Here is a 23,098-nt window from a genome sequence, read left to right on the forward strand (position 1 = left end):
GTCCCCGACAGAACAGCAGACGGAGGTCCAGCCGCTTCCGGCGTAGCCCGTGCACGCCCTGCCGCCATCGCACGTCAGAAAGGTGGCGGCCCGGGCTCGGGCGCCGATGGCGCGGGGCGGGGTCGCGGCGCCACCTCGGGACCTCCCGGGTCGGGCGGTCCGCTCTCCGGGGGTCTGCGACGGGTGCGTCCTGTGGGCGAGGTCCAGGTCAGGACGCCGTCGGCGGCACGGGCGACGCGCCAGCCCGTCTGATGTTTCAGCACGTGATGGTGGCGGCACAGGTGGGAGAGGTTGTCCGCGACGGTGGCCCCGCCGTCGGCCCAGGCCAGCAGGTGATCGATGTCGCAACCGGACGCGGCGCGGGTGCAGCCCGGGAACGTGCACGTGACGTCGCGGGACTGCAGCAGGGCCCGCAACGCGGCGGGCACGGCGTACGTGCCGGGGTCGGCGGTCAGGACCGTCCCGTCTGCCGGGTCGACCAGGAACCGTCGTAGTGACGGCGCGTTCGCCGTCAGGTGGGCCGCGGTCTCCGCGTCGACCGGGACCTGTCCGTCGAGCTCTGCGACGTCGGTGCCACGCAGCAGCGTCAGCACCGGCACCGTGATCCGCACCGTCGGGGAGATCCGGCTCGTCAGGCCGGCCAGGTCCGGCACGGCGTCGGGGCGCCCAGCGCCGTCACCAGCGCCGGGACCCCCGGCCCCGGCGCGCACCTCGCCGATGCGACCACCGTCGGCGCCGGGACCCGTCAGCAGGAGGCCTGCCAGCGCGTCCGCGCGCAGCTGCCCGACCCCGCGGGGATCACCGCCGTCACGGGCGGTCCGCGCAGCGCGGGTGAGCCGGTCGTGGATCGCGTGTGCTTGGACGGCGGGCAGCTGTGCGGTCAGCCAGGCCATGCCGTCGGCGCCCGGGTCGACATAGACCGCCCGCTTCTCGAGCGCAGCGCGGTGCCGCACCGTCAGCGGCACCGGGTGCACCCGATCCCGCGCACGACGCAGGTGGCGGCGGAACTGCGGCACAGTGAGCTGCCCGGCGGCGGGGAGCACAGTGCCCTCGACCTGGCGCCGGGCCACGGCGTCCGGCAAGTCTGCGAGCGTGTCGGCGAGGGCGCGCGCGTGCGCCGCGGAGATCCGCCCCCGGCACAGCTGCAGCAGCGCAGACCCGGTGCCGACGTCGCCCACACCGCTCGTGCCGTCGGCATCCATGCCGCCGGCATCCAGGGCCGCGCTTGTCAGTGTGCGGGCCGTGTCGACCAGGTGCGACGTCTGCTGCTCGGGCCACCGCAGAGCCACCGCGAGGTCCGCCACGAACGCCCGCGCCGCGAGCTCGTGCCGCCGCACCGCTGACGCCCGGCGCAGCTCCGGGTCGTTCTCGTCGAGCAGGGCGCGCTCGCACCCGACGGCAGCCCTGCGCGCCCGCTCGACCGCGAGCAGCTTGGCGCCCTCCAGCGCGTCGATCCGCGCCTGGATCGTCACGGCCTCGTCGATCGCCGCCGAGATGTCGTGCACTGACGGTCGCGGCCCCGGGTTCACCCGGCGCAGCACGTCTACCGCACCCGCGACGTCGGCCGGCGCGTCCACGCCCGAGCGAGCCGGGGCGACGACCGAGCCGCGCGACCACATCTTCGGGGCACCGTCACCCCCGCTCGCATGTTCGAACATACGTTCGATCCTATCGGTCGCCGCACCTCGGCCACAAGGCCTCACAGGGCCTGTGGACGACCGCCTCGACCTCTCGCCGGCAGTCCTCCCGCGCGGCGGTCAGGCTTGGTCGACGTCCTCGTCGAGCTCGTCGGCGTCGTGCCGGAGGTCCACCCGGTCGACGCCCTGCACCTCGACGAGCTGCGGGATGAGGTCGCGCACCGGAGGCCGTCCGTGGAACCGGATGTCCATGACGACGAACGGCTTCCCGCCGGTGGCGACCCGTCGGCTGCTCTCGATCGAGCTCGTGAACCCGGAGGCGGAGGCAACGGCAAGGACGTCGCGGAGCACGCCGGCGCCGTCGGCATAGGTGATCCGCAGCATGCGCTTGCGGTCCGGGTCGGGGAGCCTACGGACCAGCGGGGCGACGACGAACAGAGTGGTGAGGTGGAGCGCGGTGAGCGCGACCGCCAGCGAGAGCATCCCAGCGCCGCAGGCCATGCCCACCGCCGCGGCGACCCAGATCGTGGCCGCGGTGGTGAGCCCTCGGACGAAGCTGCGCCCCTTGAAGATCACGCCCGCCCCCAGGAAGCCGATCCCGGAGACGATCTGGGCGGCGATGCGCGAGGGATCGAGGTTGACGTCGCTGCCGAGCACGGCGGAGAAGCCGTAGGCGGAGACCAGGGTGAAGGCGCAGGACCCGAGCCCGACCAGCACGTGGGTCCGGTACCCGGCGGCCTTCTGGCGGAGCTGACGCTCGACCCCGATGAGGGAGCACAGCACGAAGGTCGTCAGGAGCAGCTCGGCCTCGACCAGGCTGGTGCCGGTGACGATCCCGACGAACGGTTCCATGCGCGATCACCTCCGTCGGCTGCGGTCCTCCGCGACCCTACCCTTCCCCCTCCGCTCGAATGCGAGCTCGGCGCGCTCATCCGAGCACCCCCGCCCGGACCCGAGATACCCGGCACTACCTTGGCGGCTTCCGACACAGCAGTCGGGCGCCCGAAAGCAACGAGGCACCCGAGAAGGGATGGCGAGCGATGGCGAGCGTGGCCGAAGTGGACGTCGGCGTGCGGGGGACCCGCCGCCCGGTACGCGGGCACTCACTCCTCCATCGGCGCCGACAGCGCAGGGGGGCCGCGCTCTTCGCCCTGTTCGCCTTCCCCAACCTGGCCCTGATCGCGGTCTTCGCCTACTGGCCGGTGCTGGAGAACCTCTACCTCAGCCTCACCAACTGGGACTTCATCTCTCCCGAGCCGATCTTCGTCGGGCTCAGCAACTACACCCAGCTGTTCACGTCGCCCATGTTCCTCGACGTCATGGTGACCACGGTGACGTGGGTCGTCGTGGTCGTGGGCGTCAGCCTCGTCCTCGGGATCGCGCTCGCCTCGCTGTTCTCGATGAAGCTGCCCGGGACGGCCGTCGTCACCGGGATCGTCTTCACCCCGCACGTCATCGCCGGGGCGGCGATCGGCGCCGTGTGGCTGTTCATCTTCGACCCGAACTACGGCCTCGCCCGCACCCTGTTCGACGCCGTGGGTCTGACCTCGCCGGGCTGGACCACGGACGCGAACTGGGCCCTGCCCGCCCTGATCATCGTCTCGATCTGGAAGGGGGTCGGCTTCGTGTCGATCGTCTATCTGGCCGGGATGCAGGGGTTGCCCTCGGAGGTGCTCGAGGCCGCACGCCTGGACGGCGCGACCCGCTGGCAGCTCTTCACCCGGGTCGTGCTGCCGCTGCTGTCGCCGACGACCTTCTTCCTGGTGATCACGCAGACGATCGCCGCGTTCCAGGCCTTCGACATCATCGCCATCATGACCGGCGGCGGCCCGGCCTCCGCCACCACGACGCTGAGCTGGTTCATCTACGAACAGGCCTTCCAGCGCTCCAACGTGGGCTACTCCGCCGCCTCGGGAACCGTGATGTTCGTGATCCTCATGGTCATCACCATGCTGCAGTTCCGGTACGTCGAGAGGAAGGTGCACTACTGATGTCCGCCACGACCACGCGGCCGGCCGCCTCTCGCGACGAGGGCACCGCGCGGACCCGCACCGCACGGCAGCAGCCGACGACGGGGGCCCGGCGCCTCGGGAAGCTCCGCCACCGCTGGTGGGGGATCCTCCTGCTCGTGGCCGCCGCCCTGGTATTCGTCGTGCCGCTCTACATCCTCGTGACGACGGCGTTCAAGACGAACTCCGACATCTATTCCTGGCCCCCCAAGGTCCTGCCCACCGACCTCACGTGGGACAACGTCAGCACCGCCTGGCAGCTCGCGCCGTTCGGCACCTTCATCAAGAACTCGGTGATCGTCACGGTCGTCGGGGCGGCCCTCAAGGTCGTGCTCGCCGTCTTCACGGCCTACGCCTTCGCCTTCCTGCCGTTCCCCGGCAAGAACGTCCTGTTCCTCCTGATGCTCGGCGCCCTCATGGTCCCCGGGCACGTCACCCTCCTGGTCAACTACATCACCGTCGGCAACATGGGCCTGATCAACACCTACGCCGGCATCATCCTGCCCGGCGTCGGATCGGCGTTCGGCACCTTCCTGCTGAGGCAGCACTTCATGTCGCTGCCCAAGGAGGTGTTCGAGGCCGCCGAGGTCGACGGGGCCGGGCACCTCCGCAAGCTCGGCTCGATGGTGCTGCCGATGTCGGTGCCCGCCGTCGCGACAGTGGCCCTGGTCGCGGTGATCGACGAGTGGAACAGCTTCGTGTGGCCGTTGATCATCACCAACTCCGTCAACATGCGCACGCTGCCCATCGGCCTCATGTACCTCAAGGCCAACGACGGGATGGTCTCGTGGGGCGTGCTCATGTCCGGAACGCTCTTCGTGGTGCTGCCGATGCTGCTCGTCTTCCTCTTCGCCCAGCGGTACATCGTCTCCGGGCTCACCGGCGCCGCCGCGGGCAGCGGCCGCTGAGCCCCGACGTGCTCCCACCCGTCCCCCGACGATCGAAGGAGATCATGCACGCCCAGAGACGCCCCCATGCAGGAGGGCACGGAAGCAGGCTTCGCGGACTCACCCGCCGGCAGGTGCTCGCCGCGGGCATGATGGCCGCCGCGGCGCCCGTCCTGACCGGCTGCTTCGGCGCCGGCCGGGGCCCCGGCGCCATCATGGAACAGCCCGGCGGAGACGTGCCGGCGGAGTTCGCGGACCGTCTGCGCGTGGTGCTGTGGAGCAACTGGACGTCCCACAACGCCGAGGTGCTGCAGCGGAACGTCGACGCCTTCCACGCGGCGCAGAGCGACATCTTCTGCGAGATCCAGATCTTCGAGGGCTACGACAACGTCGAGTCGAAGCTCGCCGCGAGCCTGCAGGCCAGGCAGGTGCCGGACATCTCGGTGATGAGCGACGTCGTCTGGAACCGCTTCTACCTCGCCGACGCCCTCGAGCCGCTCACCGGATACTTCGACGGCGGCTTCGGCACCGACGCCTTCGACGAGCGGTTCCTCGCCGAGGGGACCGTCAAGGACGACGTCTGGTGGCTGCCGTTCGGGCGTTCGACGCCGCTCTTCTACTACAACCGCGACCTCTTCGCCGCCGTCGGCCTGCCCGATCGCGCGCCGGAGACCTACGACGAGTACCGGGACTGGGGCAAGGAGCTGGCCGGCTACTCGGCCGACGGCCAGTCCGTGTCTATGCGCGCCTACACCGGCGCCGACGACTGGTACTTCCAGGGGTCGACCTGGGCGTTCGGGGGCGGCTACTCGGACGGTCTGGACATGCGGCTCACCTCCGACGCCACGATGGCGGCGCTCGAGTTCGATCGCGCCGTCATCCACGACGACGGCGCCGGGTATCTCTCGAACGACCCGTCCGGAGACTTCGTCGCGGGGACGGCGGCGACGATCCTGGAGTCCACCGGGGCCCTCACCAGCATCATCGAGTCCGCGGAGTTCGAGGTCGGGTGCGGCTTCCTGCCCGAGCAGGCGACGACCGGCGTGCCGACCGGCGGCGGCGGGCTGGCCGTGCTCCGCTACGCCTCCCAGGAGCGCAAGCAGGCGGCCTGGGAGGTCATCAAGTTCCTCAGCTCCGGGCAGGCCTCCGTCGACTGGACGGTCGGCACCGGCTACATGCCGACCACCAAGGCAGCGAAGGAGTCCGACGAGATCCGTCGGCGCGCCGCGGAGAACCGGAACTACCAGGTCGCGATCGACCAGCTCGCGGCCGCCAAGGCGCCCGACATCGTCCGCCGCTACGTGCCGGAGTGCCTGCCCGAGGCGAAGAACACCATCCAGGCCGTGTACTCCGGCGGTGCCGACCCGGAATCCACCCTCTCGACGATGGCGTCCAACCTGGAGCTGTCGATCGATCGGATCCGCCCCCAATATGAGGAACGAGTGAACTGAGATGCCACTGTCGATCGTCGGTCATCGCGGCGCGATGACCCACAAGCCCGAGAACAGCCTCGAGTCGTACGCCCTCGCCGAGCGGGTCGGGGTCGACGAGATCGAGCTCGACGTGCGGCTGAGCAAGGACGACGAGCTCTTCCTGCTGCACGACGCCACCCTCGACCGCACCGCGGGCGACGACGCCGCCCGCGGGCTCGGCTCGGCGGCGGAGCTGACCCTCGCCCAGCTGCAGGCGGCGCGGCTCGACTCCGGCCGGGGCGTCGTCACGCTGGCCGAGATGTACGACGCGACGCGCACCTTCATCCAGCTGGAGATCAAGGATCCCGCGACGGTGCCCTACCTCGCCGAGTACTTCGCGGCGCACCCCGACGAGGCCGAGCGCACGATCCTGACCGGCTTCGACCCCGACGCCCTCCGACACGCCGCGGAGCTGATGCCGACGATCGGCCGGTGCATCATCGTGAAGACGATCGCCGTCGCCGACGAGTTCGAGGGCGGCTGGCGGGGATTGCTGGACCACACCCGCTCCACGCGCTTCGCCTGCGGCCTCGAGGGCCTCACCCCCGAGGTCGTCGACGCCGTGCACGAGCTGGGCCTCGAGCTGCACGTCTGGCCGCTGCGCACGGTCGACGACATGCGCCGGGCCGTCGAGCTGGGCGCGGACGGCACGACCTCCGACGACCCCGGGCTCGCGCGCACCTGGTACGACCAGGTGCGCACCGAGCAGACGGCGCGGGCCTGAACCGACCCGTTCGCGCAGGCGTGACCGCTGCGGCCATCGGGCCGCGGCGGTCACGCCGCGAGCGCCGCCTGCGCGCAGCCCACGTCCGTGATGAGGACGTGGCAGATCCCGGATCGCAGGGTGGCGGTGACCGCCTGCTCCTTGCCCGCGCCCCCGCCGATGCCGACGCGGGTGGGCACCCGGCGCAGGCTCTCCTCGGAGATCCCGACCAGCCGCTCCTCCAGGCCCGACACCGAGTTGCCGTCGCGGTCGAGCAGGGCCGTCCCGATCTCCGCGACGACACCCTTCTTCTCGAAGGCCGCACGCTCGCCGAGATCGGTCAGCTGTTGCGCCAGCAGCGACGCCCCGGGCCAGCCGCCGATCGTCAGGAAGGCCTTCCCGAGGTGGTCCATCCGGCGCAGCGTGCGCTGGATGGACGGGTGCTGGAGGAGCATCCGCGCCTTCGGGTCCTTCATGAGCAGCACCGGGGAGTACAGGGGGTAGGTGGCGCCGCCGCTCGCCCGGCCAAGGTTCGAGATGACCTCGACGCCGTCCTCCAGCCGCGGTGCGCCCACGCCGGTGAGCTGGACGATGTCGGCGGAGGGCAGGTCCGCGACCAGCCGCGACGCGAGCACGAGGGTCCGCCCCGGGGCGATCCCGATCACGTCGTCCTCCTCGAGGTCGTCGGCGATGTAGCGCGCGGTGATCCGGGCGATCGCCTCCCGCGCCTCGGACATGCTCGTCGAGGGCGCCGCCACGACGAGTGCCGAACGAAGCCCGTACCGCTGCACCAGCCGCGCGGAGAGGTCGACGTCGACCGGGTCGGGAACCTTCGCCCTCACCTCGATCAGGTCCAGCTCCCGCGCGCGCTTCACCATGCGGGCCGTGGCGAACCGGGACCTGCCGATCTCCTCGGCGATGTCGTTGATGGCACGGCCGTGAGCGAGGTTCTGCATCGCGACGTACGTGTGGAGGACCTGCTGATCGATGGGAAGCGGTCTGCTCATCCGAGCATGGTAGGTCAACGTAAGAGCATTCCGTTCTACGTTGCTCGGACACCGCAACGGACACGAGGGAGCGGCCCCGGCACTCGGGCGTCGAGAACTCGCGGAATGGAGTACGACCTCATGCAGAGCACGACGGGCACGCGGGAGGCCCTCGCCGCCGACCTGGTCGCGGACCTCGCCGCCGGGCGGCCGATCGAGATCGGGGGCGTGCTGTCCGACATGGACGGCACCCTGGTGGACTCGGTGCCGGCGGTCGAGGAGGCCTGGCGGATCCTGGCTTCCGAGTACGACGTGCCGATGCTGCTCGCGGGGTCGCATGGCCTCACCGTGCAGGCGGTCGTCGCGGCCTTCGGGATCCCCGCCGACGACCGCCGACGGGCGGAGGACCGGCTCACCGAGATCGAGTCGCGCGACGGGCAGCTGCTGGACCCGCTGCCGGGGGTGCGCGAGCTCGTCGCGTCGCTGCCCGCGCCGCGGTGGGGCATCGTCACCTCGGCCGCGCGGCCGGTCGCCCGCGCGCGGTACGGCGCCACCGGCCTGCCCTTCCCGACCTTCCTGGTGACGGGCGACGACGTGGCCTCGGGGAAGCCCGCGCCCGAGCCGTTCGCGAAGGGGCTGCACGAGCTGCGCGGGCGCGGCTGCGACGGCCCGGTGATCGCGCTGGAGGACACCATCGCCGGGCTGCGGTCCGCTCGGGCCGCCGGCTGCCTGGCCATCGGCGTCGTGGGCACGTTCGACCGGGACGAGCTCGCCCCGCACGCGCACCTCGTCGTCCCCTCCCTCGAGGTGCTGCGAGTGCGCGAGGACGGCGACCGGCTCACGGCGACGGCGACGCCGGCATGACCGCGCCCACGACTTCTCCCATCCTGTCGAAAGGGAAGACCATGATCGGCTGTCACGCCTCCGTCTGGACCGGCACGTTCGACGACGAGGGCCTGAGGACGGCGTTCCGCGGCACCGCGGAGGCCGGCTTCGACCTCATCGAGCTGCCGATGTTCGACCCCCGCGGGTGGAACGTCGAGCTCACCAAGTCGCTGGCGGCGGAGTACGACCTCGCGGTGACCGCCTCGCTCGGGCTCACCGACGAGGTAAACATCAGCTCCGAGGACGCCGAGGTCGTGAGCCGCGGCGAGGCGCACCTGACGGCGGTCCTCGAGATCCTGCACGAGCTCGGCTCCTCGCACCTGTGCGGCGTCGTCTACGGCCCGATGCGCAAGCACATGCGCCCGGCCACCGCGGCGGAGATCGTCAACGGGCAGGACGCCCTGCGTCGGCTCGCCCGCCGGGCGGACGGCCTCGGTGTCCGGCTCGGCCTGGAGATCGTCAACCGGTACGAGACGAACATCCTCAACACCGCCGCACAAGGAGTCGCGTACGTCGACGAGATCGGGATGGACAACCTGGGCGTCCACCTGGACACGTACCACATGAACATCGAGGAGTCGGGCCTGTTCACACCGGTCGTGGACTCGGCCCGGCGCCTCGAGTACGTGCACATCGGGGAGAGCCACCGCGGCTACCTCGGCACCGGCACCGTCGACTTCCCGTCGTTCTTCCGCGCCCTGCGCCACGTGGACTACGACGGCCCGATCGTCTTCGAGTCGTTCTCCTCGGCCGTCGTGGACCCGCAGCTCACCGCGACCCTCGGCATCTGGCGGAACCTGTGGCGCGACGGCGCGGACCTCGGCCGCCATGCCAACGACTACATCCGCAACGTCATCCGGGCCGTCGAGACGATCGACCTGCACTGAGCCACGCGCACACCCCGCACCCACGAATGGAGACGAACGACATGAACCTTGCTGCCGTGATGACCGAGATCGGTCGCATCGAGCTGCAGGAGCGGCCGATGCCCCAGGCCACGCCCGGGACGGCCGTGGTCAAGGTGCACGCGGTCGGGGTGTGCGGCTCCGACACCACGTACTACCGCCACGGGCGCATCGGCGACTGGGTGGTCGACGGGGACATCGTCCTCGGCCACGAGGCGGCCGGTGAGGTCGTCCAGGTCGGCGAGGGTGTCACCGGCCTCACCGTCGGCGACCGCGTCGCGATCGAGCCCGGCACCCCGTGCCGCGACTGCGCGCAGTGCATGGCCGGCCGCTACCACCTGTGCCCGGACCTCGCGTTCCTGGCCACGCCCCCGTTCGACGGCGCGCTGATGCAGTACGTCGCGCTCGACGCCCGCACTCTCTTCCCGATCCCCGCGGGGATGACCTACGAGCAGGCCGCGATGGTCGAGCCGCTCTCCGTCGGCCTGTGGGCCTGCCAGCGTGCCGGGCTCCGGCCCGGCGACGACGTCCTGGTGACCGGAGCGGGGCCCGTGGGCGTGCTTGCCGCGCAGTCCGCACGAGCTCTCGGCGCGGGCTCGGTCACGGTCACCGACGTGTCCGCCTTCCGCCTGGACCTCGCCCGCACGCTGGGCTTCTCCGTGGAGACGAGCGACGAGCCCGGCGCGGGCACCTTCGACGTGCTGCTGGAGTGCTCGGGGGCGCCCGGGGTCCTCGCCGCCGGGATGGACCGGCTGCGCGAAGCGGGCCGGGCGGCCATGATCGGCCTGCCCAAGCAGCCCGTCGAGCTCCCCGTCTCCTTCCTCAACAAGAAGGAGGTCAGCCTCGCGCTCGTGAACCGCTACCAGAACACCTGGTCGCTGGGGATCTCCCTGGTCGCCTCGGGCCGCGTGGTCCTCGACGACCTCCAGACCCATTCCTTCGCACTGGCGGACACCGCGACCGCGCTGGACATCGCGTCGACAGACCCCCGCTCGATGAAGGCGATCGTCTACCCGCAGCAGACCTGAGCCCGGCTCAGCTCAGTTCAGCTCAGCTCCCTGAGCGACGCCGTCCTGTCGCCACCCACGTCGCCGGTGTTCTCCGTCCCCCGAGGTTCGAAGAGGAGGGCGTGCACCTCGGCGTCGGCCTTGGGGCAGTGCTCGACGCCCTTCGGGACCACGAAGACGTCGCTCGGGCCGAGCACGACGTCGCGGTCGCGGAGCTGAATGGTCAGGACGCCGCTGACGACCATGAACATCTCGTCCGTGTCGGGATGGGTGTGCCAGACGAACTCGCCCTCGAGCTTCACGACCTTGACGTCGTAGTCGTTGACGCTGGTCAGCCGGTGCGGCTGCCACTGCGTGTCGATCGAGTCGAGAGCGTCCTGCACGTTGCGCACGTCGTCGGCCATGATCGGAGGCTAGCGACAGAGCGGCAGGTCATGGCAAGGGCCTGTCCAGCGATCGGATGCCTGGTCGTCGGTCGTCGGTCGTCGGTCGTCGGTCAGTCGTCGACGGGTTCGCCCGTGGGGTCGTTCGCGACGACGGGCTCGAGGTGCGCGCCGCCGACGGGGTCGCGCTGCCAGTCGACCAGGCGCCACCCGGAGACGGGGTCGCCCTCGACCTCGATGAGGCCGGTGTTGGCCAGCGGCGTGTGCTCGACCTCGTCGACCTCGAGGCCCTGCACGCGCGAGCTCGCCCACGTGCGGATCGCCGCGCCGTGGGACACGGCCACGACGACGTCCTCGCCGAGGTCGGCCAGGCGCGCCACGGACGTGTCGAAGCGGGTCAGGAAGTCGTGCCCGTCCGGGCCGCCGGGCATGCGGCGCGCGTAATCCCCGCGCGCCCAGGCGAACACCGTCTCGAGGTAGGTGTGGTGGTCGGCGAGGTCGGCGGACATCTCCAGGTCCCCGGCCTCGACCTCGCGCAGCCCGTCGAGCACGAGCGGCTCCAGCGCGCGGTCCTGGGCCAGCGGCCCGGCGGTGAGGGACGTCCGGACGAGAGAGGAGACCGCCAGCGCGCCGACCGCCCGGTCCCGGAGCGCGAGCGGCACCGCGGCGGCCTGGCGTTCGCCCAGCGGGGTGAGTCGCGGCCCGGGGGCGCCGGTGTCGAGCAGGCCCGCCACGTTGGCGGGGGTCTGTCCGTGTCGGAGGAGGAGGAGACGCATGCCCCCAGCCTCGCAGAGGCCGTGGCGCGTCCCGAGGGTGTGCGGCGGCGCTCCCACGACCGACCGGAGCTCGCCCGGGGTCGGCGGGCACGCGCACCGGGCTTCGATAGGGTCCACACATGTCCGACCTTCCGCTCGCCGGCCGTACCGCGCTCGTCACGGGCGTCTCACGACGCCGGGGCATCGGCCACGCCGTGGCGTGCGACCTCGCGTCCCGCGGCGCGAGCGTCTTCACCCACCACTACGCCGCCCACGACGTCGACCGGCCGTGGGGAGCGGACGACCTCGACGCCGTGCGCTCCGGGATCCGGGCGGCGCTGATCCCCGGCGCCGTCGCCGGGGACGCGAGCGCGGACCTGCGGGACCCGGCGCAGGTCGACACCCTCTTCGACGCCGCCCGAGCGCTGACCGGGACGGTGGACATCCTGGTGTGCAACCACGCCAGGAGCGGCGGCGACGGGTCGATCCTCGACATGTCCCCCGCCGCGCTGGACGCGTTCTGGGAGACGAACACGCGGTCCACGCTGCTGCTCACGCGGCGGTTCGCCGAGCAGTTCCGGCAGGCGCCCGCGACATCCGCCCGGCCCGGCGACCGGCTGCAGCGCACCGCCCCGCACGACGCCGCCACGGCTCCCAAGGTCGTGTGGATGACGTCCGGCCAGGAGGGCGGGGCCATGCGCGGCGAGGTCGCCTACGCCACCTCGAAGGCCGCGCTGGCGGGAGTCACGGCGACCGTCGCCGCCGAGCTCCTCGAGCTCGGCATCGTCCTCAACACGATCAACCCCGGACCGGTCAACACCGGGTACCTCGACCCGGAAACCACCGACCGCTCCCTCGCCGAGCTCGACGAGATCCGCGACGCCCTGCCGTTCGGGCGCTGGGGCGAGCCGGCCGACCCCGCGCGGCTCATCGGCTGGCTCGTCGGGCCCGAGGGCTCCTGGATGGTCGGGCGCGTGCTCACGACCGACGGCGGTTTCACCCTGCAGTGACGTCGCCCACGGCACTACCGTCGCGCGGGTGAGGCTCGACGAGCTGGCCGCGCGGACCACGGCGGCCTAGCTCCTGGAGTCGGACAGGCGCCGGCTCGACGGCGTCGACCAGGCCGTCGGCCGGGTCGTCGGGGGCCCGACCGTGCTGCTGCGAGCGCGCCGCTGGTCGGCGACCGGGTACCCCGACGGCGGAGAGATGTCGGCGGACGGCGCCGCCGACCCCGACTTCAACTCGGTCATGCGCCTGTGCCGGCGGCTCTCCGCGGCGAGCAGGTCCGGCTCCCCCGCGGCTGCGAGGCGCTCGTCGGCAGCCCGGGTCCTCTGACCCGCACGGCGACGTCAGATCGCCTTGCGCATCTGCTGCGCATGCGCGGCGTGTCCAGCCCCTGGGGCATTGCCCTCTGGCACGAGGTCGCGTCCCGCCGTAGCAGCCGCGAGACGACGGGTCGCACAGGGCTGCAGACGCCGTAAGTTCCGTGGCCTGCCGGACACTACGTGGTGTGAGCACTTCCGACGACGACGTGGACCCGCATGCATGGCTGGCCGCGCTGTGGGATGACCACGCCGTCCGTGTCCAGGCCTACGCGCTGCGCCACACCGACCCGGACACCGCACAGGAGGTGCTGTCCGAGACGTTCCTCGTCGCGTGGCGCCGCATCGGCGACGTGCCGGACCCGGCGCTGCCGTGGTTGCTGGTCGTCGCGCGCAACCACGTACGGAACGCGCACCGGTCGGACCGCCGCCGCCGCTCGCTCGTCGACGCCCTCACCAACCTCGAGGCCTCGGCGCCGCTGCCCAATGCCGCACCCGAGTCACTGGCCGCCGAGCGGGACGCCCTGCTGCGCGGCCTTGCGCGCCTGACCGGCCGCGAGCGCGAGGCGATCCTGCTGGTCGCGTGGGACGGACTCACCCCCGCCGAGGCCGCCGACGTCGCGTCCTGCTCGACGGCGGCCTTCCACGTGCGGCTGCACCGGGCCCGACGGCGGCTCACGGCCGGAGAAGACGGCCTCATCGGCACCGACGCCAGGGGCACCGCGCGCCCGACGGGCCCTACCCCGACCCCGAGGAGGTCGGCATGAGCACCGACGACCGCACCGACGGCATCGACCGTCGTCTGACCCACCTTGCGCCGGCGACCTCGCCCGACCCCGACCGGCTCGATGCGGCGCGGGCCGCGCTGGAGGCGTCGATCGAGCACGAGGGCGGTACAGGCAGCGACGGCGGCCGCTCGGCCGGCACCGGCGCCCACCTCCTCGAACTCGTGGACGACCGCGTGCGCGTCGACGTGGCACCTCCGGTGCACGGACCGGACCGACGTCGTTCCCCGCACCGCCGCAGGAACGCCCTGGTCGCCGCAGCCACCGGGCTCGTCGTCCTGGGCGCCGCCGCGCTCCTGGTCGCGCCCGGGGGCCTCCGCGTCGGGCCGGCGTCGCAGGTCGAGGGGTGCCAGGAGCACCTGACCGCCTCGGCCGTTCCCGACGGGTTCGAGGCCGACCTGTCCTGGCGCACCATCGCGCGAGGGTCGCGCGGCGACGCAGACCTGACGCTGCTCGCCACGGACTCCGGGCTCGCGGGGTTCTGCGCCATCGGCGCCGGGACGACGAGCAGCACGCTCTGGACCCATGTCCGCGACGCGGCACCCGAGCCGGGCGCGGTCCTGCCGGTCGGCACCCAGCTCGGGGGGTGGTCCGCGCTGTGGGGCACCGTGGGCGAGGGCGTCGTGTCGGTGGACGTCCACGCCGAGTGGAGCGTCGCGGACACCGACGGCTCCGACCGGGAGGACTCCGGCCTCGTCGTGGAGGCCGACCTGACCGACGACGGCTACTGGTCCGCGTTCCTTGCGCCCGGCGACGTCCCGAAGGACGCGGAGGTCACGCTCACGTGGCGCCTCGTGGACGGGACCACGCGGTCCGTGCCCCTCGACGCCGCCTGGCACGACGTCGACGCGGGCTCCCCCACGTTCGCCGACGAGCGCCGTCGGGCCTGCAGCCCCGGCTGGGGCGGCGCGGCCGCCGGCCCGGTCCTCGAGGGCCGACGCGACGACCACGGCGTCACGGTGCTCGTGAACGAGGCCGCCCACCGGCTCACCGCGTGCGTGCAGGAGGCCGACGCGCCGTATGCGCCGCTGTTCACCGCCGACGGTGCGCTGCCTCAGCAGGATCCGGCGCCGGGCGACGCGGACGCGGTCGGCGGCGGCGCGTCCGGCCCGGGCGGTGCCCTGGTCGGGACCGCGGGGGCGGACGTCGCCCGGGTGGAGGTCACCACCGCCGCAGGAGTCCGGCTCGACGCCACGGTCGACGCCGGCTACTGGGTGGCGTGGAGCGCCGACCTCGACGATGGCGCTGAAGGCCAGGGCGGGGGCCCGAGCGGCGACGGCCCCTGGGATGGCGCGACGCTCACCTGGTACGACGCGAACGGCTCGGAGCTCGGGAGCGGCCCCGCCTTCCCGTGACCATCAGCGCAGGCGGTAGCGGCGCTCGGGCCGCCCCGCCGTGGCGTAGTTGAGGCGCACCGCCGCGCGGCCGGAGGTAGCGAAGTGCTCCAGGTAGCGGCGGGCGCTGACGCGGCTGACGCCGACGGCGTCGGCGCACTCGGCGGCGCTGAGCTCCGCGCCGCCGGCGAGAGCGCCGAGCACGGCGTCCGCCGTCTCCTGGCTCAGCCCCTTGGGCAGCGGCGCGCGCGGGGAGACGCGCGCGGGCTGCGGGGCGAAGGCGGCGTCGATGTCGGCCTGGACGGCGGCCTGGTCGGCGGTGTCCTCGGCGCCGGCCAGGCCCTGGAGGGCCTCGTGCGAGCGGCGGAACGCCTCGAGCCGGGCCACGAGGTCCTCGGAGGCGAACGGCTTGACCAGGTAGTGCGCCGCCCCGCCCGCCGCGGCCGCGCGCACGGTGTCGGCCTCGCGGGCTGCGGTGATCACGACCACGCCCAGGTCGTGCCCCGCGGCCCGCAGCCGGCGCAGCACCTCGATGCCGCCGACGTCGGGCAGGTGCACGTCGAGGAGCACGAGGTCGGGGCGGAGCCGCTCGACGGCCGCGAGCGCGTCGGCGCCGGTGTGCGCCTCGCCGACGACGCGGAAGCCGGGCACCCGCTCCACGAACCGGCGGTGGATGGAGGCGACCAGGAAGTCGTCGTCCACCACGAGCACGTCCAGGCTCATGCCGGTCGCACCCCCTCGTCGGTCGTCCGGTCGGTCGGCTGCCGGCTTGCGGCCTGCGGCAGCCGCGCGGTGAACACGGCGCCGCCCGCGCCGTCGTCGACGGCGCCGCCATTGTGCACCGTCACGCCGCCGCCGCGGCGCTGGGCGAGCACGTGCACCAGCGCGAGGCCGACGCCCCGCCCCACCTCGCCGTGCGGCTTGGTGCTCCACCCGCGCCGGAAGATCGTGTCCGCCTGCTCGGGCGGCACGCCGGGCCCGCTGTCGGAGACCTCCACCACGACGCTCCGCTCCGGGCCGGACACCGCCAGGCGGACGCGCACCCGCGCGGGCCGGGCGACGCCCTGCGGGTCGGGGCCGGCGGCCCAGGCCGCGGCGTCCACGGCGTTGTCCACGAGGTTGCCGAGCACGGTGCCGACGTCGGCCGACAGGTCAGGGTCCAGCCGCGGCAGCGAGCTCTCCGGGTCGACGACGAGCTCGACGTGCCGCTCGTCCGCGAGGCTCGCCTTCGCGATGAGCAGGGCGGCCACCGCCGGGTCGGCCACGCGCGCGGTCACGACGTCGCTGAGGTCCGCGCGGCGGCGGGTGAGGCGCTCGACGAAGCGGCCCACCTCCTCGTACTCGCCCAGCTCGAGCAGCCCGGAGACGGTGTGCAGCTGGTTGCTGAACTCGTGGGTCTGGGCGCGCAGGGTCTCCGTGACGCTCTCGCGGGCGTGCAGCTCGCTCTGCAGCGCCAGTAGCTCGGTGCGGTCGCGCAGCGTGGTGACGGTGCCCGCCGGGCGGCCGTCGTGCAGCACGCGGCGGCGGTTGAGCACCAGCACGATGTCGCCGGAGACGAGCACCGCGTCGTGCACCTCGTCGATGCCGCGCAGCAGGTCGCGGACGGCGGGCTCGAGGCCGAGGTCGTCGAGCGGCCGGCCCGCGGGATCGTCCGTCCCGGCGAGGCCGAGCAGCTCGCGGGCGCTGTCGCTCATGAGGCTCACCCGGCCGTCGTCGCCCACCACGACGACGCCCTCGCGGATCGAGCGCAGCACACCCTCGCGGTGGTCCGCGAGCGCCGCGATCTGCGCCGGCTCCAGCCCGCGCGTGCGGCGCTTGACCAGCCGGGCGAGCAGCCACGACCCGGCCGCGGCGACCCCGAGGCCGAGGACCAGCACGACGAGCACGTCGGCGCCCGCCCGCGACAGGCGCTCCCCGAGCGGCGGATACGGCTCGGACAGGACGACGACGGCCACCGGCTCGGGCGCGGCGGCGTCCGGCACGGCCTGACCGGCCCCGTACACGGGCACCCACGCGGCGATGGACCGCCCGGCCACGTCGTCGACGTCGCCGCTGCCCGCGCGAGTCGTCGGGCGCGCGCCGAGGCCGAGCCGCTCCCCCACGCGCGTCGGGTCGGTCGCGACCAGCACGCGGCCGTCGAGGTCCGTGAGGTAGGCGTTGGTGGCGTCGACGAAGTCGGCGCGGGTCTGCAGGTAGAAGCCGAGGGAGGGGCGGTCGGGCACGTCGGCGGCCAGGGACTGCTGCACGGCGGGGATGCCGGCGAGCGCCTCCGCCGCCAGCTCGAGCCGGTCGGCGCGGTCGTCGCGGAACTCGGCATCGGCCTGACCGAGGAACACGGTCACGGCGGCCGCGACGACGACGAGCAGCACGCCGAGCTGCAGCACCAGCACCTGCCCGCCGAGCGTGAGGCGACGCGTGCGACGACCCGTGGGACGAGGCGCGCCATGACGCGTAGGACGAGCCTGCGACCGCAAGTTCCACAACCTCCTTTGGTTGCCCAATGATGACGCGCGCCGTCCCAACCTGTGACGATCGCTCCCGGGGCACAGCCGCCCCGCAGCACCGACCAGTCTGGAGGCACCCCGATGTCGTCGACGACATCCGGCCCCTGGCGCTACGCCCACACAGCCCGCACAGCCCTTGCCGCCACGCTCGCCGCGGCGCTCGTCGTCGTCACCGCCGCGTGCGGCGTCACGCGCGGCGACGACTCCGCGGACATCGACATGTGGATCCCCAACAGCCCCGGCGGCGGCTACGACCAGACCGGCCGCGCGGCCGTCGGCGTGCTGGACCGGGACGACATCACCGGCGGCGACATCCAGGTGACCAACATCCTGGGCGCGGGCGGCTCGGTCGCGATGTCGCGGCTCATGGGCGAGGCGGGCAACGAGCGGCTGATGATGACGCTCGGGCTCGGCGTCGTCGGGTCCACCTACTCGTTCGGCGTGGACGCCCGCCCGCACGACGCGACCCCGCTCGCCCAGCTCATCGAGGAGCAGGAGGGCGTGCTGGTCCCGGCCGACTCGCCGTTCCGCACCATCGACGACCTGGTCGCGGCCTGGCAGGACGACGCCAGCTCGGTGGTGGTAGGCGGCGGCTCTTCGCCCGGCGGCCCCGACCACCTGTTCCCGATGCAGCTCGCGAAGACCACCGGCGTCGACCCCAAGGGCGTGCGCTACGTGTCGTACGACGGCGGCGGCCCGCTGACCAGCGCGCTGCTGGGGCACAAGATCCAGGTCGGGTTCTCCGGCCTGGCCGAGTTCGAGGGGCAGATCTCCGCGGGCGAGCTGCGCGTGCTCGCCGTCTCCGGCGACGAACGGATCCGGGGCGGCGTGCTCGCCGACGTCCCGACGCTCACCGAGAGCGGCATCGACCTCGTCTTCACCAACTGGCGTGGCGTCATCGCCCCGCCCGGGATCAGCGACGAACGCCGCGACGAGCTCATCGACCAGCTCTCCCGCATGCACGACTCGCCCGAGTGGCAGCAGGCCCTCGCCGACAACGGCTGGACCGACGCCTTCGTCACCGGCGACGACTTCGAGCAGTTCCTGCGCGACCAGGACGAGCGGGTCTCGACCACCCTGAAGGAGCTGAACCTGCTGTGAGCACCGAGGTGGACTCGCCCGCCGCGGGGGCCGCGGACCCCGGGCCCGCGACCCCGCGCTTCGACCGCGCCCAGTACGGGCTCGCCGCCGTGCTGCTCGTCGTCGGCGCCTACACCGTCTACGACGCCACGACGCTCGAGGTGGGCTTCGCCGATCCCGTGGGCCCGCGCGTCTTCCCGCTGCTCATCGGCGCCGGGCTGGTCATGACGAGCGTGCTGCTGGTCGTCGCGACGGCGCGTGGCTCGCGCCCCGAGCCGGAGGCCGGCGAGGACGTGGACGTCACGACGTCCGCCGACTGGAGCACCGTGCTCAAGCTCGTGGCGGTGATCCTGCTGACGATCGCCACGGTGACATGGCTCGGGTGGGCGCTCGCGGGCGCCATCCTCTTCGCCGGGGCGGCGTGGGCGCTGGGCAGCCGCACGCTGATCCGCGACGTCCTCGTGGGCCTCGTGCTCGCGGTGGCGAGCTGGTACGGCTTCGTCGTCGGGCTGGGCATCCCGCTCGCCCCCGGCGTCCTCGACGGAATCCTGTGAGGCGGTGACCTGATGGAGAATCTCGGACTGCTGTGGGACGGCTTCGGCGCCGCCCTCACCCCCATGAACCTGGCCTACGCCGCGATCGGCGTGCTGCTCGGCACCTTCGTCGGCGTGCTGCCCGGCATCGGGCCGGCGATGGCGATCGCGCTGCTGCTGCCCGTCACCTTCGGCCTCGAGCCCACGCAGGCGTTCATCATGTTCGCCGGCCTGTACTACGGCGGCATGTACGGCGGGTCGACGACGTCGATCCTGCTCAACACGCCCGGCGAGTCGGCGTCGGTGATGACGGCGCTGGAGGGCAACCTCATGGCCCGGGCCGGGCGGGGCGCGCAGGCGCTCGCGACCGCGGCCATCGGGTCGTTCGTCGCCGGCACCATCGGCACGCTGCTGGTCGCGATGTTCGCGCCGGCGCTGGCGAACGTCGCGGTGGAGATCGGCGCGCCGTCCTACTTCGCGCTCATGGTGCTGGCGCTCGTCATGACGGCGACGGTGCTCGGGGCGAGCCCCCTGCGCGGCCTGCTGTCCCTGTTCGTCGGGCTGACCATCGGGATCGTGGGGCTCGACCTCAACACCGGGCAGCCGCGCCTGACGTTCGGGGTCACGCAGCTCGTGGACCGGCTCGACATCGTCGTGGTGGCGGTGGGCATCTTCGCCCTCGGCGAGGCGCTGTGGGTCGCTGCCCACCTGCGTCGGAAGCCGGCGCGGGTGGTCCCGGTGGGCCAGCCGTGGCTGGGCCGCCAGGACTGGCGCCGCTCCTGGAAGCCGTGGCTGCGTGGCACCGCGTTCGGCTTCCCGTTCGGCGCGCTGCCGGCCGGCGGCGCGGAGCTGCCGACCTTCCTGTCCTATGTCACGGAGCGCAAGCTGGCCGCGCGCAAGCGGTCTGGCGAGCGTCCCGGCAAGGACGAGTTCGGCAAGGGCGCCATCGAGGGCGTCGCCGGCCCGGAGGCGGCGAACAACGCGTCTGCCGCGGGCATGCTGGTGCCGATGCTCGCGCTGGGCCTGCCCGTGACGGCGACGGCGTCGGTGATGCTGTCGGCGCTGCAGGGCTATGGCATCCAGCCCGGCCCGCAGCTCATGACCGAGCACGCGGACATGGTGTGGACGCTGCTGGCCAGCCTGCTGATCGGCAACCTGCTGCTGCTGGTGCTCAACCTGCCGCTGGCGCCGTTGTGGGCCCGGCTGCTGCGGATCCCGCGGCCGCAGCTGTACGCGGGCATCCTGTTCTTCGCCTGCCTCGGCGCCTACGCCACCAACCTCGACCCGTTCGACATCGGCCTGCTGCTGGTCTTCGGCCTGCTCGGGCTGGCGATGCGGCGCTTCGGGCTGCCGGTGCTGCCGCTCATCCTCGGCGTCATCCTGGGCCCGCTCATGGAGACCAAGCTGCGCGAGGCGCTCACCATCTCCGGCGGCGACCCCGCCATCCTGTGGAGCGAGCCGCTCGCCATCGCGATCTACGCGGTGCTGCTGCTGGTGCTCGCGGGCCGGCCGGTGCTGTCGCGGTGGCGGTCGCGGACGGAGTCGCGGATCGTCGCGGAGGCGGACGGGGCCGACGAGGCGGAGACGGTGACGGAAGGGAACGCGCGATGAACGAGCAGGAGCAGCCCTCGGCCGACGGCTGGGTGGTGGTGGCGTGGACGCCCGACGAGTACGGCGACGCCGCCCTGGAGCACGCGGTCGCGTGGGCGCACGAGGGCGGCCGCGGCGTCGCGGTGGTCAACGGCACCCGCGGCGACGCCCTCGTGGACGAGCGGTATGCCACCGGCGACCGCCTCGCCGCGCTGGCGGAGCGGCTGCGCGGCACCGGGCTTCCGCACGTGGTGCGGCAGGAGATGGGGCGCGACGTCGCGGAGCAGGTGCTCGACGTCGCGGCGGAGCTCGACGCCCGCCTCGTCGTGGTGGGCCTGCGGCACCGCAGCCCCGTGGGGAAGCTGCTCATGGGCTCCGTGGCGCAGCGGATCCTGCTCACCGCCGCGTGCCCGGTGCTGGCGGTCAAGCCCTCCGCCGGTTGAGCCTGTCGAAACCCGCTGGTTGAACCTGTCGAAACCTGGTTTCGACAGGCTCAACCAGCGGTACGTCGGCAGGCTCAGCCGGCGCTGCGCGCGGCGTACTCCGCGTCGGTGACGTGCTCGAGCCACGTGGTGGTGGCGGCGGGGTCATCGGCGCCCTCGAGCATCGCCAGGTGCTCCATGAAGGCGTCGGGCGTGGCGCCGTGCCAGTGCTCCTCCCCCGGCGGGCAGTAGACGGTCTCGCCGGGACGTGCCTCGATGACGCTCCCGTCGCGGCTCCCGAACAGCGCGACGCCCGACGTCACGTGCAGCGTCTGGCCCCGGGCGTGCGAGTGCCACGCGGTGCGGGCGCCGGGCGCGAACCGCACCAGCGCGACCGTCATGCGCTGGTCACTGTCCTGCGGCGAGGCGATCGGGTCGAGCCACACGTCGCCGGCGAACATCTCCGGCGGGTTCTTGGTGGTCGCGGGCCTGGCGAGCTTCTTCTGCATCAGTCGGAGACTCCTTCTCGGGTGGCGGCGTTCTCGGCCGGCGCCGTGAGCGTCGTGGCGGCCCACGACCCGAGCACCTTCAGCCCGTCGTCGGACGGCGACCCGGGCTGGGCGGTGTACACGTTCATCTGGAGCCCGGGATCTGCGGGCAGCACCAGCGCCTCGTAGTCGAGCTCGAGCGCACCGACCGCGGGGTGGTCGAAGACCTTGGTGCCGGTGCGGTGGAGGCGCACGTCGTGCGAGGCCCACAGCCGGCGGAAGTCCTCGCTGCGGGTGGACAGCTCGCCCACCAGGGCGGTGAGTGAACCGGCGAATGCGCGAACCTCATGGGCCGGGCCCTCTACGCGCCGCTGTACGACTCCCCGGAGCGCCCCGCGAACAAGCCCGTCAACACGGCACGGTTCCAGTTCCTCGACCCGGACGGGCCAGGAACTCTCGCGTCTCGGCTTCAGGTCCATGTCATCGACGGTACGTCCGGCCGCCGCGGCACGGCAGGTACTGGCGATACCCGGGACGGCCGGTGACGACCACCCGGGCGAGGACTGCTCGGGACGGTCACCCGGCCGGAAACCCGCCCTCGAAACCGGGGACCTCCACCGACTCGTCCGCGTACGGGGCCACCAGCAGGGAGGCCGTCGCCCAGCCCTGAGCGAGCAGGCCGGCGTCGGACTCCGGCTCGGAGGACCGCTCCGTGCCCTCGTACCGCACCACGAGAACGGTGTCGTCGTCGGCCTGCGCCGCCCGCGCGCGCGCCGCCCCGAACGTGGCGAGCGGCGCCTGCCGGAGCCCGCGCAGCTCGTGGGCCGGCACGTCCGGCACGTTGAGGTTGAGGGTCCGGCGGCTGGGCGGGGTGCTGAGCACCCAGTCGAGCACGTGGGCGACCACCCGCTCTGCCGTGTCCCAGTGCCGCGGCTGCTCGGCGTCGAGCGAGACCGCGAGCGACCGCATGCCGAGCGACGTCGCGGACAGGGCCGCGCCCACGGTGCCCGAGTGCAGGACGGCGTTGCCGATGTTGGGCCCGCGGTTGACCCCGGAGAGCACGACGTCGGGGACGGGGCCGAAGGCGCCGTACGCGGCGACGAACGTGATGAGCGCGGGGTCGGCCGCCACGGCCAGGGACGTCACCCCGTCGGGCACGCCGGGTGCCCGGTGCGGCTCGACGATGAGCCGACCGTCCTGCTTGGCTCCATGCAGGGCCGCCGAGGCACCGGAGGACTCCTCCCGCGGGGCGGCGACCAGCACCTCGAGCCCCCGCTCGACGGCGCACCGGGCGAGAACCCCGAGGCCCGGGGAGTCGATCCCGTCGTCGTTCGTCACCAGCGCCAGCATCGCCTGCTCCCGTCTGCCGATCCGTCGGTCGTTCCGGCCCGCCCGCGCCCCGCGAGGACCG

24 protein-coding genes and 1 pseudogene are annotated in these 23,098 nt (G+C 73.1%); 15 read left to right on the top strand and 10 right to left on the bottom strand.

The annotated features are described in order from the left end of the window. Positions 1–74: 74 nt before the first annotated feature. Both AC1C2V_RS18115 and AC1C2V_RS18120 read right to left on the bottom strand, forming a co-directional pair. Positions 75–1,658, bottom strand: a complete 1,584-nt coding sequence (locus AC1C2V_RS18115) for an HNH endonuclease signature motif containing protein (RefSeq protein ID WP_495391039.1) — start codon at positions 1,656–1,658, stop codon at positions 75–77. A 99-nt stretch (positions 1,659–1,757) separates the two neighbouring features. Continuing rightward, a complete protein-coding gene (locus AC1C2V_RS18120) occupies positions 1,758–2,489 on the bottom strand; it encodes an MgtC/SapB family protein (protein ID WP_495391040.1) in 732 nt (243 codons plus the stop codon). A 197-nt stretch (positions 2,490–2,686) separates the two neighbouring features. Between AC1C2V_RS18120 and AC1C2V_RS18125 the strand changes: the two genes are divergently transcribed. From AC1C2V_RS18125 to AC1C2V_RS18140, 4 genes are read left to right on the top strand one after another with little or no spacing between them, the layout of a single operon-like run. After that, positions 2,687–3,628: a carbohydrate ABC transporter permease gene (locus AC1C2V_RS18125; RefSeq protein WP_495391041.1), complete on the top strand. Its 942-nt coding sequence runs from the start codon at positions 2,687–2,689 to the stop codon at positions 3,626–3,628. Continuing rightward, positions 3,628–4,554 (top strand): carbohydrate ABC transporter permease, encoded by a 927-nt coding sequence (locus AC1C2V_RS18130; protein WP_495391042.1) that lies wholly within the window; start codon positions 3,628–3,630, stop codon positions 4,552–4,554. Before AC1C2V_RS18125 ends, AC1C2V_RS18130 begins: the two co-directional genes overlap by 1 nt. 44 nt (positions 4,555–4,598) lie before the next feature. Further along, a complete protein-coding gene (locus AC1C2V_RS18135) occupies positions 4,599–5,984 on the top strand; it encodes an ABC transporter substrate-binding protein (RefSeq protein ID WP_495391043.1) in 1,386 nt (461 codons plus the stop codon). Between the two features lie 34 nt (positions 5,985–6,018). Further along, the gene (locus AC1C2V_RS18140; RefSeq protein ID WP_495391044.1) at positions 6,019–6,729 is read left to right on the top strand and encodes a glycerophosphodiester phosphodiesterase; all 711 of its coding nucleotides are present in this window, start codon (positions 6,019–6,021) and stop codon (positions 6,727–6,729) included. 50 nt (positions 6,730–6,779) lie between these two features. Here AC1C2V_RS18140 and AC1C2V_RS18145 read toward each other — a convergent pair whose 3' ends face one another. Beyond that, on the bottom strand, positions 6,780–7,715 hold the full coding sequence (locus AC1C2V_RS18145; protein WP_495391045.1) for a sugar-binding transcriptional regulator: 936 nt from the start codon (positions 7,713–7,715) through the stop codon (positions 6,780–6,782). Positions 7,716–7,820: 105 nt separating this feature from the next. Here AC1C2V_RS18145 and AC1C2V_RS18150 point away from each other — a divergent pair, with 105 nt between their 5' ends. From AC1C2V_RS18150 to AC1C2V_RS18160, 3 genes are read left to right on the top strand one after another with little or no spacing between them, the layout of a single operon-like run. Further along, positions 7,821–8,558 (top strand): HAD-IA family hydrolase, encoded by a 738-nt coding sequence (locus AC1C2V_RS18150; RefSeq protein WP_495391046.1) that lies wholly within the window; start codon positions 7,821–7,823, stop codon positions 8,556–8,558. A gap of 41 nt (positions 8,559–8,599) precedes the next feature. Then, positions 8,600–9,466 (top strand): sugar phosphate isomerase/epimerase family protein, encoded by an 867-nt coding sequence (locus AC1C2V_RS18155; RefSeq protein WP_495391047.1) that lies wholly within the window; start codon positions 8,600–8,602, stop codon positions 9,464–9,466. 41 nt (positions 9,467–9,507) lie between these two features. Next, a complete protein-coding gene (locus tag AC1C2V_RS18160; protein ID WP_495391048.1) occupies positions 9,508–10,512 on the top strand; it encodes an NAD(P)-dependent alcohol dehydrogenase in 1,005 nt (334 codons plus the stop codon). 17 nt (positions 10,513–10,529) lie between these two features. Here the strand turns inward: AC1C2V_RS18160 and AC1C2V_RS18165 are convergent, their stop codons facing one another. Next, positions 10,530–10,895 carry a cupin domain-containing protein gene (locus AC1C2V_RS18165; RefSeq protein WP_495391049.1) on the bottom strand — a complete coding sequence of 122 codons (366 nt, stop codon included), beginning with the start codon at positions 10,893–10,895 and terminating at the stop codon, positions 10,530–10,532. Positions 10,896–10,987: 92 nt separating this feature from the next. After that, positions 10,988–11,650 (bottom strand): histidine phosphatase family protein, encoded by a 663-nt coding sequence (locus AC1C2V_RS18170; protein WP_495391050.1) that lies wholly within the window; start codon positions 11,648–11,650, stop codon positions 10,988–10,990. Between the two features lie 119 nt (positions 11,651–11,769). Between AC1C2V_RS18170 and AC1C2V_RS18175 the strand changes: the two genes are divergently transcribed. From AC1C2V_RS18175 to AC1C2V_RS18190, 4 genes are all read left to right on the top strand, one after another. After that, positions 11,770–12,639 (top strand): SDR family oxidoreductase, encoded by an 870-nt coding sequence (locus AC1C2V_RS18175; protein ID WP_495391051.1) that lies wholly within the window; start codon positions 11,770–11,772, stop codon positions 12,637–12,639. A gap of 142 nt (positions 12,640–12,781) precedes the next feature. Beyond that, positions 12,782–12,964: a hypothetical protein gene (locus AC1C2V_RS18180; protein WP_495391052.1), complete on the top strand. Its 183-nt coding sequence runs from the start codon at positions 12,782–12,784 to the stop codon at positions 12,962–12,964. 175 nt (positions 12,965–13,139) lie between these two features. Then, positions 13,140–13,718: an RNA polymerase sigma factor gene (locus AC1C2V_RS18185; protein ID WP_495391053.1), complete on the top strand. Its 579-nt coding sequence runs from the start codon at positions 13,140–13,142 to the stop codon at positions 13,716–13,718. Next, the gene (locus AC1C2V_RS18190) at positions 13,715–15,091 is read left to right on the top strand and encodes a hypothetical protein (RefSeq protein WP_495391054.1); all 1,377 of its coding nucleotides are present in this window, start codon (positions 13,715–13,717) and stop codon (positions 15,089–15,091) included. Before AC1C2V_RS18185 ends, AC1C2V_RS18190 begins: the two co-directional genes overlap by 4 nt. A gap of 3 nt (positions 15,092–15,094) precedes the next feature. On the opposite strand, the gene AC1C2V_RS18195 is transcribed toward AC1C2V_RS18190, so the two are convergent. Continuing rightward, positions 15,095–15,793, bottom strand: coding sequence for a response regulator (locus AC1C2V_RS18195; RefSeq protein WP_495391055.1), 699 nt, complete (start codon positions 15,791–15,793; stop codon positions 15,095–15,097). After that, on the bottom strand, positions 15,790–17,460 hold the full coding sequence (locus AC1C2V_RS18200; protein WP_495391056.1) for a sensor histidine kinase: 1,671 nt from the start codon (positions 17,458–17,460) through the stop codon (positions 15,790–15,792). Before AC1C2V_RS18200 ends, AC1C2V_RS18195 begins: the two co-directional genes overlap by 4 nt. 195 nt (positions 17,461–17,655) lie before the next feature. On the opposite strand from AC1C2V_RS18200, the gene AC1C2V_RS18205 reads away from it, so the two are divergent. Genes AC1C2V_RS18205 through AC1C2V_RS18220 form a run of 4 tightly spaced genes read left to right on the top strand, consistent with a single transcriptional unit; the run spans position 17,656 to position 21,220 of the window. Further along, positions 17,656–18,675: a Bug family tripartite tricarboxylate transporter substrate binding protein gene (locus tag AC1C2V_RS18205; RefSeq protein ID WP_495391057.1), complete on the top strand. Its 1,020-nt coding sequence runs from the start codon at positions 17,656–17,658 to the stop codon at positions 18,673–18,675. Next, positions 18,672–19,208 carry a tripartite tricarboxylate transporter TctB family protein gene (locus AC1C2V_RS18210; RefSeq protein ID WP_495391058.1) on the top strand — a complete coding sequence of 179 codons (537 nt, stop codon included), beginning with the start codon at positions 18,672–18,674 and terminating at the stop codon, positions 19,206–19,208. Before AC1C2V_RS18205 ends, AC1C2V_RS18210 begins: the two co-directional genes overlap by 4 nt. Before the next feature lie 12 nt (positions 19,209–19,220). Beyond that, the gene (locus AC1C2V_RS18215; protein WP_495391059.1) at positions 19,221–20,798 is read left to right on the top strand and encodes a tripartite tricarboxylate transporter permease; all 1,578 of its coding nucleotides are present in this window, start codon (positions 19,221–19,223) and stop codon (positions 20,796–20,798) included. Next, positions 20,795–21,220 carry a universal stress protein gene (locus tag AC1C2V_RS18220; protein WP_495391060.1) on the top strand — a complete coding sequence of 142 codons (426 nt, stop codon included), beginning with the start codon at positions 20,795–20,797 and terminating at the stop codon, positions 21,218–21,220. The genes AC1C2V_RS18215 and AC1C2V_RS18220 overlap by 4 nt, the downstream gene beginning before the upstream one ends. Positions 21,221–21,294: 74 nt before the next feature. Here the strand turns inward: AC1C2V_RS18220 and AC1C2V_RS18225 are convergent, their stop codons facing one another. From AC1C2V_RS18225 to surE, 3 genes and pseudogenes are all read right to left on the bottom strand, one after another. Then, entirely contained in the window at positions 21,295–21,708 is a 414-nt protein-coding gene (locus AC1C2V_RS18225; RefSeq protein ID WP_495391061.1) for a (R)-mandelonitrile lyase, read from the bottom strand. Next, positions 21,708–22,010: pseudogene (locus AC1C2V_RS18230) on the bottom strand (MmyB family transcriptional regulator); the annotation flags it as partial. The pseudogene AC1C2V_RS18230 and the gene AC1C2V_RS18225, both read right to left, overlap by 1 nt. 253 nt (positions 22,011–22,263) lie before the next feature. Beyond that, positions 22,264–23,025, bottom strand: a complete 762-nt coding sequence (gene surE, locus AC1C2V_RS18235; RefSeq protein ID WP_495391062.1) for a 5'/3'-nucleotidase SurE — start codon at positions 23,023–23,025, stop codon at positions 22,264–22,266. Positions 23,026–23,098 lie beyond the last annotated feature (73 nt).

The organism is Isoptericola sp. Y541, assembly GCF_059445465.1.